Source organism: Vagococcus allomyrinae (assembly GCF_017829975.1).
GTDB classification, from domain to species: domain Bacteria; phylum Bacillota; class Bacilli; order Lactobacillales; family Vagococcaceae; genus Vagococcus_D; species Vagococcus_D allomyrinae.
Window position 1 is genome coordinate 116,138 of the sequence record NZ_JAEEGA010000019.1, and the last position, 13,126, is coordinate 129,263.

The window sequence follows — 13,126 nt, forward strand, 5'->3', positions numbered from 1 at the left end:
TATTTAGTGATGGTCAAATACTTTTTTTTCAGGAAGAGGGTAATCAGATGTTTTTTCATTGTCAGCGACTAAGGCTTCTTCGAAGTCTTCAATCGATAAATCAAGACGACGAGAAAGGTTAAAGACGCTGTGCAAAACATCATGGAAATACATGGAATTACCTTGTTCAAAGTAATCCTTATACTCCGCAGAGGACTGACTGTGGCCAGTTTCTTCTTGGTATTTTTTAGCTTCAGCCAAATAATCATCGAAATGTGCTTTAGTATAGTCAGCGAAAGCATTGTAAATATTAATGGCTAAGCTCAAATCAGCTTGCCAAGCACGATAAGGTTTTTTGGCTAACCCGTTTTGTACTTCAATCAACTGGAAATGTTCATCTCGAATGTTTTGCGTGATTAACATGTCAAAATTTAAATTGAGGCCCGTGTAAGAGACGGAATCGAACTTAAATTCTTTCATATCAGCTAGTTCTTTTAGCAAGCTTTCAGCAGTGAATTGTCGATTTTCTAATGTTTTGTAGATTTTCTTTTGTTGGAACATTTAAACCCCTCCACAATCATAATCTAATGCCTCTCCATTATATAACAATCTAAGAGGAACTACAAAAAATAGCTAATACTGATAGTAGCTGGCAATTTCCGCCGCATGTTTTCCAGCAACATAACCTGTTACAAAGGCAGCCGTTATGTTGTATCCACCAGTATACCCATTAATATCAAGAACTTCACCAGTAAAGAACAAGCCATCAATCAATTTGCTTTCAAGGGACTTGGGCTGGATTTCTTTCAGCGAAATTCCACCGCCTGTCACAAAAGATTTATCAATTGGATAAGTTCCGTTGACTTCTAGACGAAAATCTTTAATCAGCTTTGCCAAGCGTTCAATTTGCTTAGGATCGAATTGTTTAAGAGGTAAGTTGAAATCAATGTCAGCTTCTGTTAGTAGAAACTCCAAATAACGTTCTGGTAAAAGGTTTTTTAAGCCATTTTTAATTGATTTTTGTTCTTGTTCGAGTTGCCGTCTTTCAATCATGTGGATCAGTTCTTGCAGAGTTTTTTGTGGCATAGCATCCAAGGTAAGTGTCACACTGTGGCGAGAACGCAATTCTTGATTGACAAACATGCTACAACGAAGGGCAGCAGGACCGGAAATACCAAAGTGAGTGAAAAGCAAGTCCATTTCGTGGCTGACAATGATTTTTCCTTTTCCATTTATAACGCTCAAGCTGACATCTTGTAAAGCAAGCCCCTGTAGTGTTTTTTTCTGAATAAACGCATCACTTGATTTTAAAGGCGATTCCGTCGGGTAAAGTGGGGTCACGGTATGATTGGCTTTTTTTGCAAAACGATAACCATCGCCGGTTGAACCAGTGTACGAATAAGTTTGACCACCAGTTGAGACAATGACACAGGGCGCCACATGGCGATCGCCAGAAGTCAGTTGAACACCAACGATGCGACCATCTTCGATCAATAAACGTTTAACGGTTTCTTCCGTTAAGATTTCCACGCCAAGTTCCGTCAATTTAGCTGTCAGACAGTCAACAATCGTTTTAGAACGATTGCTGACAGGAAACATTCGCCCATGATCCTCTTCTTTGAGGGAGACACCATTTTCTTCAAAAAAGGCCATGATCTGTAAGTTGTCAAACTGAGAAAAGGCGCTGTATAGAAACTTGCCATTTCCAGGAATGTGTTGAATGATATCTTCAGCAGGTCGGTTATTCGTCACGTTGCAGCGACCACCGCCAGTTAACAGGAGTTTTTTACCCACTCGTTTGTTTTTTTCAATTAATAAAGTACGGGCGCCATTTTCAGCAGCGGAGATGGCAGCCATCATGCCACTAGTGCCAGCACCGATTATAATAACGTCTTTTGTCATTAGGATATTCCTCCATTTCAGCATAAGTTTACCACAATTTGAGAGAAAATTGAAAAATGTAAGGTTTTCAGAAAATTTGGAAAATTAACAGCTTTTTCTTTTTTTTTGAAAAAAAGTGAGATATACTTGAGAGCATATTAAATGGAGGTGTTTGAATGACGAATATCGGGAAATATTTGGACAGTTTAACAGCAAAGATGGAAGAAAAAAATGCGGGGCAAACGGAGTACTTACAAGCAATCCATGAATTTTTGCCGACCATTGCGCCATACTTGGAGAAGAATCCAGCAATCGTAGAATCAAACGTCTTGGAAATCTTACTAGAACCTGAGCGGATTGTCCAGTTTAGAGTGCCATGGCAAGATGACAAAGGCGACTGGAAAGTCAATCGTGGTTTCCGTATTCAATACAACTCAGCTTTAGGCCCATATAAAGGTGGTCTAAGACTTCATCCAACGGTCACAGAAAGTGTCTTAAAATTTTTAGCTTTCGAGCAAATTTTCAAAAATAGTTTAACGGGTCTGCCAATTGGTGGCGGTAAAGGTGGTAGTGACTTCGATCCTAAAGGCAAATCTGATCCGGAAATTATGCGTTTTTGTCAAAGCTTTATGACTGAGCTACAAAAATACATCGGACCAGACGTTGACGTACCAGCAGGTGATATCGGTGTTGGCGGACGGGAAATTGGTTACCTATTTGGTCAGTACAAACGTTTGAATGGCCATCACTCAGGTGTCTTAACTGGTAAACCATTATCTTACTGGGGAAGCTTAGCGCGGACTGAAGCAACGGGTTACGGCTTAGTTTATTATGTCAAACACTTACTAAACGATCAAAACGATTCATTCGAAGGAAAAAAAGTAGTGGTCTCAGGTAGTGGGAATGTGGCGATTTATGCCATTCAAAAAGCACAAGAACTTGGAGCGACAGCCATTACATGTTCTGACTCAAGTGGTTATGTCTATGACCCTGACGGCATTGATCTGACTTTGCTAAAAGAAGTCAAAGAAGTAAAACGTGAGCGTTTGTCTGCTTATGCAGCTGAGAGACCGAATGCGACTTACTTTGAAGGCAAGTCTGTTTGGAGTTATTCAGACGCCTATGACATTGCCTTGCCTTGTGCCACTCAAAATGAAATCAGCGCTGAATATGCCGAAGTTCTTGTTAAGAGCGGTGCTAAAATCGTTGCTGAAGGGGCCAATATGCCAAGTACCTTAGATGCAGTTGCCATCTTCGAGAAAAACGGCGTTGTTTATTGTCCAGGTAAAGCCGCAAATGCTGGTGGTGTGGCCGTTTCTGCCCTTGAGATGGCTCAAAATTCTCAACGCCTACCTTGGACCTTTGAAAAAGTCGATTCAGAGTTAGACGCTATTATGAAACGCATCTATGAAGCTTGTCGTGACACTGCTAAAGACTATGCAACAGAAGGTGACTTATTATCCGGCGCCAATATTGCTGGATTTGCCAAAGTTGCTGAAGCGATGATCAGCCAAGGATTGGTATAGAATAAAAAGACAGAATGACTCTTATAACTTCATAAGGGTCGTTCTTTTTTTGAATTTTTAGTCAATTTCAAACTTTTTACAGAGAAATTTGCTTGTTTACTTGAAAAATGAGTGAAAAAAACGTAAAGTAGAGAGGTATTGAACAATCAGTTAAAAACCTTGAAGGAGGATGTAAAATGTCACACATTCATTTTGACTATTCTAAAATCGGTTCTTATATTGGGGAGCACGAGTTAGGGTATATGCAGAACGCAGTTTCAGCAGCTCACAAAGAGTTAAGAGAAGGAACTGGCGCCGGCAATGAGTATTTAGGTTGGATTGATTTACCTGTCAATTATGACAAAGAAGAGTTTGCCCGTATTAAGCAAGCCGCAACAAAAATTCAAAACGATTCTGAGGTATTGGTTGTGATTGGTATAGGTGGTTCATACCTAGGCGCGAAAGCGGCTTTGGATTTCTTGAATCATTCATTCTACAATTTGCTAGATAGCTCAGAGCGCAAAGCACCACAAATTTTCTTTGCTGGAAACAGCATCAGCTCTTCTTATTTAGCTGATTTAATTCACATCATCGGCGATCGCGATTTCTCAGTTAACGTTATTTCAAAATCAGGAACAACGACTGAGCCAGCAATTGCTTTCCGCATCTTTAAAGAAATGTTAGTTAAAAAATATGGACAAGAGGAAGCGAACAAACGCATTTATGCTACGACTGATAAAGCGAAAGGTGCCGTTAAAGTTGAGGCAGATGCTGAAAAGTGGGAAACATTTGTTATTCCAGATGACGTTGGCGGACGTTTTTCAGTTTTAACCGCCGTAGGTCTATTGCCAATTGCTGCCAGTGGAGCTGATATCGATGGCTTAATGGCAGGTGCTGCTGCAGCTCGTGAGGCTTATAGCAGTGATCAATTAGCAGAAAATGAAGCGTATCAATATGCCGCTTTAAGAAATGTTTTATACCGCAAAGGTAAAGTCACGGAGTTATTAATTAACTACGAACCAGGCTTGCAATACTTCTCAGAGTGGTGGAAACAATTATTCGGCGAATCTGAGGGGAAAGACCAAAAAGGCATTTACCCATCAAGCGCTAACTTCTCGACTGACTTGCATTCATTAGGTCAATACATTCAAGAAGGCCGTCGCAATATTTTTGAAACAGTCATTAAAGTAGACAAACCTCGTCACAATCTGAATATTCCAGAATTGGCACAGGACTTAGATGGCTTAGGTTACCTACAAGGTAAAGACATTGATTTTGTTAACACTAAAGCTTTCCAAGGGACACTTTTAGCTCATACTGATGGCGATGTACCAAACTTTGTGGTGACGATTCCTGAAACAGATGCCTTTACTTTAGGTTACTTAATGTATTTCTTTGAAATAGCAGTAGGGATTTCAGGTTACCTAAATGGTGTTAATCCGTTTGATCAACCAGGTGTTGAAGCCTACAAAAAGAACATGTTTGCTCTTTTAGGTAAACCAGGCTTTGAAGACTTGCAAAAAGAACTGGAAGCACGCCTGTAATATAGGCTTATAGGAAAACAGGTGGTACCTCTGACGAAAATTGAAGCACTCCAGTATCATTTGGCTTTACGTCAAATGTTGTGGATGGCTAGAAATTATCTATAAATTAAGCGGCTCTGTCAGCGATGGCAGAGGTGCTTTTTTGTGTTAAATTAAGTGTCTTATCACTTTGCTGTGGATGATGAACGTGTTTTTATTATCGAAACAGACAATTACCTAATAATGTGGTTAGTCAAAATTCTAACTATGACTGGATTGAAATTGATAATACGACAAAAAAATAGGGAGTAGTCAGCCGTTTAAGAAAAAACTTGCTAAGAGATTGTAGAAATAGTTCCCCGGTAAAACTAAGTGTATGATGATGCGGTAGTAGTATTACAATATTAGCAAAAAAGCCTTGGTCCTTAATTGGATTCAGGGCTTTGCTGTTTATTCTTTTATTATATACATCCCGTAAAATAATCCGAACATATAGTTCCATTGGATTATCAACATAATGACGAGCAGAGAGTGGTGCTTTCAGCTTCTTTTTAGCTGGAAGTTTAACGATTGATCGTCATTATTTAATAGGAGCTATATGGATTAAAAAGTTTGCCAATTTATTCGATTAGTATGACCCCGCTAATAACAATATTAGCTTCAGTTTTTCTTTCGTTATTATAATCAGCAAGTGTTTTTCCAGAGTCAACGTCCTAAGCTGGATAGTCTTTCATAAGGTCTTCAACAGTTAAAATAGGTTCTTCATTTAAAACAGGCTCATCAGTTATTTTGTCAGTAAGTTCAGTGTCTTCTTGTTGTTCTTTTGAGTTGCTTTCAGTTCTTTTATTTCTAAAGTTGTAGCATCATACAGTTCTTTAAATGCGACATCTGATTTATTTTGTTCGGAAGTAAAGGCTTGAGTGTCTTTTTTTATTTGTTCCTCTAATTTTTTGTTCTCCGAGAGTAAGGTATTTATTTTGGAATATTGTGATATTGAATAACCACCAATCCCGATTAAAGATATAGCTAATATAACAATAAATATTTTAACTTTCATAGTAGCGGCCCCCGACTAAGATATGAACTAATGCAACCTAACTTTACCATAAATTCAAGTGCAAAACGAGAATGTTTGTAGGCGACCGATAAATCTATATTAGGGTCTGAATGCTTTGTATGTTAGGTAAGGGGGAATGTATAAGAAAAGCTAATGTTTGGATGATTTTTTGGGGTGTTGTCAAAGTAAGGCGATAACTTTCTGCAATTCTCTTTTTCCAACGATCAGACACTACTATGTATAGCTTTAATGCTAAATCGTCAGATTCCCAAAAAGACAGTCAGGAAATGGGAATCCTGACTGCTTGCTACCGATTTTAGATTGTGTAAAATATTTCTCAGGAAAGGTAAATTAACTTCGGTAGTTAATTTAAATTTAACACACTATTTATGAATAGGTAAGTGGCTATTTCTTCACGTAAGTAGTCCAATATTTCCGCTAGTTGAGAGGACTAATGACACACTTTTCGAGTAAAGCTAAAAAAGTTTGAAAAAGTTAGAACAATCGTCCAACTTTTTCAAACTCGCGTCATTGACTGAGACTTTTACTCGATTTTATCAGTGTCTTCTTGTGTAATAGTCATGTTAGCGATTTCTGAGGAATCTGGATTAAGGTAGATTATTTGGATTTTTACATCTGGAATCATGCCTTTGGCGCCATCAATAACTGGTTTCATTGCTTTGACCATTGTTGGTTTTAAAGCTTCTTGATCGACTGCTACTTCAGCTTTTTGAGCAAAGGTGTAAGAATAGATAATCGTACTGTCTTCACCTTCTTCAATTTTTATATCAGAATACATCTCTCCAGCTTGAGTTTTTAAGGCTGGAACTTGAGATTGAGCGGCTTCTATCATAAGCTTAAAGGTTTGAGAGTTCCCTGATTCTGTTGTGGCCTCAGTTATTGATGAGAATTCCGTTTCTGTCGAGGATTCTACAGTCGTTGAAGATGATGAAGCGACTGTTTTGGAAACCGTTTTGTTTGATGTGTTCGAAGCGTTTGAACAAGCCCCTAAGCTGATCACTGCTAGTGAGGTAATTAATAGTGCATAACTTTTCTTTTTCATGTAATACTCCTTTTTTAAACTTTTTCGAAATTTATACCAAGACGTTAAGTATAAACCAAAATAGGCACAAAAGACAGTTCTTTTTATCGATGCTCATTCTCATATCGCTTTGAACTGTTAGTCGATCATAAGAAGCGAAAGGGAGGGAGTCAAATAATCAGGGGATAATCGAAAAAGCTAGCGAACAGCTCTTCTGTGAGTTCACAGGAGAGCTGTTCGCTAGCTTTGAAATAGAGTTATTTACGAGTTGTGTGTATAGGATGCTAACATCACAATTATACATTGTTTAATCATAAAAGGCTATATAATAATTAGTTATTATGTACAATTCGATTTTCCGTTTCTTAAAAAGTACTGTCTACTAGGCTATCGCTTTTTTTGAAACCTTACTTTAAAGTAATCGTCACGTCGTTATCTTTAAACATATCATCCAGATCTTCTGATTGAGTATCAGAAGATTGCCATTTAACTCGGATCTCAGAAATAGCAGTTGGATCAGTTAAAGTAGGAACATCAAAAATAACAGCTCCTTCTTTTTTGACACCAGTCAATATTTCACCACCGACACTGTCACTAACAGCCATATTGGAGTCAATTTGCTGTCCATCAATGACTAAAGTAGCTTGATCAGGATAGCTACTAAGATCTGCTTCGCCATTGTTTTCTAAAACAAATTTAAGTGCCACCATACCTTCACCTTTTAGTCCTGATTGAGCCATTGTGTCAGCTTCCATTTTTACAATGGAGACATTGGTAATAGTAGTGGTCAAACCATGCCATTCCTCAGACCAATTGGTTTCAAAGTCTGCTCGCGAAATAACACCCTTTGTTTCAACTTCTTTTTCGGATTGACTTGTCGAACTTTTAGTTGTTGATTTTTTAGTATTTTCCACTTTAGCCGGTTTTACATCTGCCTTTTTTTTATTAGTGCCACATGCACCTAATAATAGTAGGCTGATAACTAAAACGGAGATGACTGTTGTTTTTTTCATGTAAAACGCCCCACTTCCCAAATAATTTATGATTAATCATAGCATAAGACAGACATTAAGAGAAATAAAAACCTGATCCATGATGACTTAAGCAGTATACTAAAACCACGCGGAATGTTATTTATTCAAATTCAATTTCGTAAATAGATTCATTAATAGAGTCAACAAAATCATCTTGAGCGATGTACTCGATCCAGCCATCTTCAGGCTCAGTTGTTTTTTTTACATTTGGTCGAATTTGGTTGTAAATATTTGTCAGTAGCTCTTTCCACTGTTTGTCAATCACTCGAGTCATTTTAACTTCGTTCCATCGTTTAGCAGGCGCACGTCGGGAATTTCGTGCCAGTTGATCATCCATGGCCTTACCATAAAAGGATTCCTTACTAGTTAATTGTTGTTCAATATAGTCGATAAATTCATTAATTGTCATTTTACACCTACTTCGTATCTTTATTGCGTCAACTACCGCAAGACACTTATTGTAACATGTTTGAGCGGAAATTGCTGTTGATTTTATTTCCGAGAAGTGTAAACGTTTGCTTTTTATTTAAAAAGATGGTATAAATTAATTATAAGGAGTCATAGAAATTCCCTAAAGGGCAGTTAGAAGAAACCAATTCGTTTAGATGCGGTGGCTGTCAGAACAAATCATCAAAGGCAAAAGCCGATGTTTGTTCAATAGGAGTCTAAATGATTTCAAAAGAAAAGGAAGTGGGAATTTGAGTAACTCCTTATTAACAGAATATGGTCTGGCAGGCTTAACTTAAAGGCGATCGTGAAGACGTTAGAGACTCGATCAAGAAGCGTATAACGTTAAAAAATCCTGCTGGGCCTATTTCTATGGAAAAACCTCCTCGAGAGGTTATTTGTCGTTGACCAAAAAGAGGGAATGGTAAAAAAATTTACCCTTTTTGGTCAAAGACAACAGCTAATTATATTATATAAGGGTCCTTTTATCTACAATAATCGGTAAATATGCAAATAATGATACTCGTCGCAAGGCCTTTAGTATTGGCAAGCGGAAGATTAACTTGGAAACAATAAGTTAGGTTATAATAGCACTATTCGAAATGAGCAGCACAATCAGGAGGTTATCATGAAAACATTAGTGATTTTAGCACATCCCAATATTAGTGAATCTGGAAGTCAACAATTTTTACTCAACAGTGTTGAACAGTTTGAAAATGTGACCGTCCATCATTTAGACCGTCATTACCCAGATGGCAAGATCGATCGTCAAGCAGAGCAAGAGCTTTTAAAAAAGCATCAACGTATTATTTTTCAATTTCCTTTTTATTGGTACAGCTCTCCTTCTATTTTAAAAGAATGGCAAGACGTTGTTTTTGCTGGTGATGATTTTTATCGACCAGAGGGAACCATCTTGAAAGGAAAAGAGTTTGGGTTGGTTCTAACAATTGGGGTAAGTGAGTCTGAATATCGGGCTGGTGGAAGAGAATCTTTTACAGTCGATGAATTAACTCGTCCGTATCAAGCAGTTGCCCATCATATGGGGATGAGTTATTTACCACATTTTAGCATTCATCAGTTTGTCTACCTATCTGAGAGACAGCAACAACAACTTTTGATTGATTATCAGTTTTATCTGACAGGGCTTCAACCAGCTTCTCTTGAGAATCGAACTAACTGGATCATTCAAGCCTTAAAAACGACAGATCCAAAAAGCCTACCGATAGAAAAAAGAGCCAGGCTAGAAGCGATCATTACTGAACTGAGTGAGCGGCAGGACATCCTAGCTGATTTAAAAGCGACGTTAACAGAGTTTTAGAAAGGAAGATGACAAGTGGAAACAACCGATTGGCTAGTAACAGAATTATTAGATTTGGCTTCGTCCAGCCGCGATTATAAACAAAAGGCTTTATTTTTTTCAGTCGTTGAATTGGTCAAAGAGCAAGCTCATCGTCAGGAGCAATTGGCAGGGGAATTAGATGGCTCATTGTGGAGTCCCAATAAATGGTAAATTTGACTCCTTTGAAGGTTCCCTATAAAAAATCAGATAGGGAGAAGGCCTTCTATTTAGTTATGAATGTGATAAAATGAAAATAAGATAAAAGAAGGGGAGAAGGCTGATGCATTATATCGAAATTTCAACAAATGATAATGAAAAATATTATGTTGAAGGACATTCCCAAGAAGAAATCCGTAAGTTGTTTTGGCGATTGATCGATGAAGTAAACGATAAAAAGTTATTAGCAGTAGAGAGTCGAGCTTCTGGTAGTCTATTTGCTATTCGCACAAAAGATATCAAACAGACACTAGTGATTGGCGAGGATGACCTGCCTTTAGCACGGAAGCCCAATTTTATTCTATTAGTAAATAAGTAAGGAGAGATTATCTATGGTTGATCAGTCAATTTTTATTGCTCAGAGTGCAGATGTTGTCGGAAAAGTTAAACTTGCTGCTAAAAGTAATATCTGGTTTCAAGCTGTTATCAGAGGCGACTATAATCAAATTGAAATCGGTGAAGGAACGAATATTCAGGATGGGGCAGTTGTTCATGTGGACATAAAAAGCCCCACAGTTATTGGGAAAAATGTGACTGTGGGTCATAATTGTATTATCCACGGTTGCCGCATTAAGGATAACGTTCTTGTGGGAATGGGGGCGACGATTATGAATAATGCCGTTATTGGTGAAAATACCATTATTGGAGCTAACTCGTTAATCACGGAGAACAAAGAAATTCCAGCTAATTCCTTGGTAATGGGAAGTCCTGCAAAATTTGTCCGCCACTTAACAGCAGAAGAAATAGCGGGAATTACACAAAATGCCTTGGCCTATGTCGAAAACGCCAAACAATTTCAAGGGAAAGCCGTTGAGCTGACACCGGAAGGTTATGTAACTATATGATAACTTATCGAGAGATCAAGGAAATTGAGTCCGAACAACTAATGGACCTTTATCAAAGCGTTGGTTGGGTTTCCTATACCGCTAACTTTGCGAGATTAAAAAAGGGTGTAGCCAATTCGTTAAAAGTGGTGACCGCATGGCAAGAGGATCGATTAGTCGGCTTAATACGAGTGGTTGGCGATGGTCAAACCATCGTCTACATCCAAGACATCCTAGTTAATCCGACATTTCATGGAAAAGGAATTGGTTCCGAATTGATGAAGAGAATATTAGCAGAGTATCAAGAGGTTCGGCAAACAGTCTTAATGACCGAAGAAGCGCCAGATATTCGGCATTTTTATGAAAAACATGGGTTTAACTCTTGTGATCAAGGACAAGCTGTTTCATTTGCTATTTTTAAATAACAAAAAGATTACCAGCAGCGTTAAACTGGTAATCTTTTTTTGGCTGGTTCTATGTAAAGAGAGTCAGCTTACTATTTAATTGTACGGAAACGGGCGCTATCATCCATGTATTCTTTTTCGCCAGCGGTTGCTTCAACAGAACCGAAAGGCATTTGACCAGTTAATTTCCAGTTAGCTGGAATATCCCAAGTTGAGGCTACTTCAGCGTCAATAATTGGATTGTAATGTTGTAGACTTGCACCAATATTTTGTTCAGCTAAGGCTACCCAGACAGAATGTTGAGCAATACCAGTGCTTTGGTCAGACCAAATTGGGAAATTATCCGCATATAAGGCAAATTGATCTTGTAATGATTTAACCACATCAGTATCTTCGAAGAATAAAATAGTTCCTTTACCAGCTGCAAAGCCTGCTAATTTTTCTTGAGTACTTGGAAATGCTTCAGCAGGTGTTAAGGGTTTTAAGGTATTTTCAACGATTGACCATAATTTAGCGTGAGCATCATCTAAAAGAATTACCACACGTGATGTTTGAGAATTGAATGAAGAAGGACTTTCTTTAACAGCAGTTTGAATGATGTTTTCTAATTCAGCCTCTGTTAAGCTAATGTCTTTGCCAATCCCGTAGATTGAGCGTCTGTTTTTTAGTGCGTCGATAAATGTTGTCATAAATAAACTCTCCTTGTCATTTTAAAGGATGAATCTTTCTGAAAATAGAAATGATCGCTCCTTGATTTTTTTCTGAAATTTTGATTACTTTTACAGTATACATGCTTACTATTCATAAGTGAAATTAAATGCTCACTAAAAGTAAGAATCTTTTTAGCGGTCTACCAATCAAATACTAAGCCATATCCCAGAGCAATAACCTCACGTGCGTAAGTGACATATTTTGCCGAAGTTTCTGATTTGGCAGCTAACCCGCTAACCTCTTTAATCCCAATTCGATTCGCCAGCATTTTAGCTCGATAAATATGAAAATCATTTGAGACGATCACGGTTTTGCCCAAGGTTGTTTCATGCTCAGCATTCATCAGATTTTCCATTGTACGAGTAGAATCATCTTCTCTGATGATGTTTGTGTCTGGGACACCGTGCTCAATTAAATAGGTCGCCATAACATTTGCTTCAGAATCAGATTCATCAGCTCCCTGACCACCGCAGACGACAATTTGAGTGTTTGGGTTATCTTCAATATATGTCAGAGCTGTATCCAGTCGTTCTTTTAGTACAGGGCTAGGGACGGCAGGAGTTCCTCTTACCTGAGCGCCTAAGATAATCAGTGAGTCCGCATTTGGTTGAGGTTCTTCTTTGGCAGCACTGAGGATGAGGCTGAACACGACACCACCATAAATAATACCAATAGCAATTAGAGCAATAATCAATTTTTTGACTTTTCTCATAGGGTCATCTCCTTTAGTAAAACATATCAGTTTCAAGTTAATCATTATGATACCTGAAAGTTATGAAGTATTTATTAGTTAAAAGCTAAATTTTATATAAGTTATCACGTCAGGAACGGTTTTTCTAAGTTAAGTCCTTAGTCTAAAAGAGAGAGGGGTGGCGAATTATGATTAATTGCTAAAAAATGAAAATGCCTCTTTACAAATAATTCGATTAGTCTTATACTTTTCAGTAGACATTAGCTTGCCGGTTTAGCTCAGTTGGTAGAGCAACGCACTCGTAACGCGTAGGTCGTAGGTTCGATTCCTATAGCCGGCATATACGGAAAGAGGCTGACCCATAAGTCTCAACCATGATAATAAGGACGCAAAAATCAGAAAACTGATTTTTGTGTCCTTATTTCTTTGCTTATTTTTATTAAAACACTGTCTTGCGACAGTCATCTTCCTTA

The 13,126-nt window shown here is 38.0% G+C and carries 15 protein-coding genes and 1 tRNA gene; 8 read left to right on the top strand and 8 right to left on the bottom strand.

The window, feature by feature from the left end; translation table 11 throughout:
• Window positions 1-3 precede the first annotated feature (3 nt).
• Both I6N95_RS22680 and I6N95_RS22685 read right to left on the bottom strand, forming a co-directional pair.
• Window positions 4-540: a hypothetical protein gene (locus I6N95_RS22680; protein ID WP_209531722.1), complete on the bottom strand. Its 537-nt coding sequence runs from the start codon at window positions 538-540 to the stop codon at window positions 4-6.
• Between the two features lie 72 nt (window positions 541-612).
• Window positions 613-1,881 carry a BaiN/RdsA family NAD(P)/FAD-dependent oxidoreductase gene (locus I6N95_RS22685; RefSeq protein ID WP_209531723.1) on the bottom strand — a complete coding sequence of 423 codons (1,269 nt, stop codon included), beginning with the start codon at window positions 1,879-1,881 and terminating at the stop codon, window positions 613-615.
• A gap of 155 nt (window positions 1,882-2,036) precedes the next feature.
• Here I6N95_RS22685 and gdhA point away from each other — a divergent pair, with 155 nt between their 5' ends.
• Together gdhA and I6N95_RS22695 are read left to right on the top strand one after the other, a co-directional pair.
• Complete coding sequence (gdhA, locus tag I6N95_RS22690; protein ID WP_209531725.1) at window positions 2,037-3,386, top strand: NADP-specific glutamate dehydrogenase; 1,350 nt, start codon at window positions 2,037-2,039, stop codon at window positions 3,384-3,386.
• A 176-nt stretch (window positions 3,387-3,562) separates the two neighbouring features.
• Window positions 3,563-4,909 carry a glucose-6-phosphate isomerase gene (locus tag I6N95_RS22695; RefSeq protein ID WP_209531727.1) on the top strand — a complete coding sequence of 449 codons (1,347 nt, stop codon included), beginning with the start codon at window positions 3,563-3,565 and terminating at the stop codon, window positions 4,907-4,909.
• 763 nt (window positions 4,910-5,672) lie between these two features.
• Here the strand turns inward: I6N95_RS22695 and I6N95_RS22700 are convergent.
• From I6N95_RS22700 to I6N95_RS22715, 4 genes are all read right to left on the bottom strand, one after another.
• Complete coding sequence (locus tag I6N95_RS22700; protein ID WP_209531728.1) at window positions 5,673-5,945, bottom strand: hypothetical protein; 273 nt, start codon at window positions 5,943-5,945, stop codon at window positions 5,673-5,675.
• A 544-nt stretch (window positions 5,946-6,489) separates the two neighbouring features.
• Window positions 6,490-7,008 (bottom strand): hypothetical protein, encoded by a 519-nt coding sequence (locus tag I6N95_RS22705; RefSeq protein ID WP_209531730.1) that lies wholly within the window; start codon window positions 7,006-7,008, stop codon window positions 6,490-6,492.
• A gap of 386 nt (window positions 7,009-7,394) precedes the next feature.
• Window positions 7,395-8,000 (bottom strand): DUF4352 domain-containing protein, encoded by a 606-nt coding sequence (locus I6N95_RS22710; RefSeq protein WP_209531732.1) that lies wholly within the window; start codon window positions 7,998-8,000, stop codon window positions 7,395-7,397.
• 121 nt (window positions 8,001-8,121) lie between these two features.
• Window positions 8,122-8,430, bottom strand: coding sequence for a hypothetical protein (locus I6N95_RS22715; RefSeq protein WP_209531733.1), 309 nt, complete (start codon window positions 8,428-8,430; stop codon window positions 8,122-8,124).
• Window positions 8,431-9,096: 666 nt separating this feature from the next.
• Between I6N95_RS22715 and I6N95_RS22720 the strand changes: the two genes are divergently transcribed.
• From I6N95_RS22720 to I6N95_RS22740, 5 genes are all read left to right on the top strand, one after another.
• Complete coding sequence (locus I6N95_RS22720) at window positions 9,097-9,786, top strand: NAD(P)H-dependent oxidoreductase (protein ID WP_209531735.1); 690 nt, start codon at window positions 9,097-9,099, stop codon at window positions 9,784-9,786.
• A gap of 15 nt (window positions 9,787-9,801) precedes the next feature.
• Window positions 9,802-9,978: a hypothetical protein gene (locus I6N95_RS22725; protein ID WP_209531737.1), complete on the top strand. Its 177-nt coding sequence runs from the start codon at window positions 9,802-9,804 to the stop codon at window positions 9,976-9,978.
• Window positions 9,979-10,087: 109 nt separating this feature from the next.
• Entirely contained in the window at window positions 10,088-10,342 is a 255-nt protein-coding gene (locus I6N95_RS22730; RefSeq protein ID WP_209531739.1) for a hypothetical protein, read from the top strand.
• Window positions 10,343-10,355: 13 nt separating this feature from the next.
• Complete coding sequence (locus I6N95_RS22735; protein WP_209531742.1) at window positions 10,356-10,868, top strand: gamma carbonic anhydrase family protein; 513 nt, start codon at window positions 10,356-10,358, stop codon at window positions 10,866-10,868.
• Window positions 10,865-11,272 carry a GNAT family N-acetyltransferase gene (locus tag I6N95_RS22740; protein WP_209531744.1) on the top strand — a complete coding sequence of 136 codons (408 nt, stop codon included), beginning with the start codon at window positions 10,865-10,867 and terminating at the stop codon, window positions 11,270-11,272. The genes I6N95_RS22735 and I6N95_RS22740 overlap by 4 nt, the downstream gene beginning before the upstream one ends.
• Before the next feature lie 71 nt (window positions 11,273-11,343).
• Here the strand turns inward: I6N95_RS22740 and I6N95_RS22745 are convergent, their stop codons facing one another.
• Together I6N95_RS22745 and I6N95_RS22750 are read right to left on the bottom strand one after the other, a co-directional pair.
• On the bottom strand, window positions 11,344-11,940 hold the full coding sequence (locus I6N95_RS22745) for a nitroreductase family protein (RefSeq protein WP_209531745.1): 597 nt from the start codon (window positions 11,938-11,940) through the stop codon (window positions 11,344-11,346).
• A gap of 161 nt (window positions 11,941-12,101) precedes the next feature.
• Window positions 12,102-12,674, bottom strand: a complete 573-nt coding sequence (locus I6N95_RS22750; protein WP_209531747.1) for a YdcF family protein — start codon at window positions 12,672-12,674, stop codon at window positions 12,102-12,104.
• Between the two features lie 246 nt (window positions 12,675-12,920).
• Between I6N95_RS22750 and I6N95_RS22755 the strand changes: the two genes are divergently transcribed.
• Window positions 12,921-12,993: transfer RNA gene (locus I6N95_RS22755), tRNA-Thr, on the top strand.
• Window positions 12,994-13,126 lie beyond the last annotated feature (133 nt).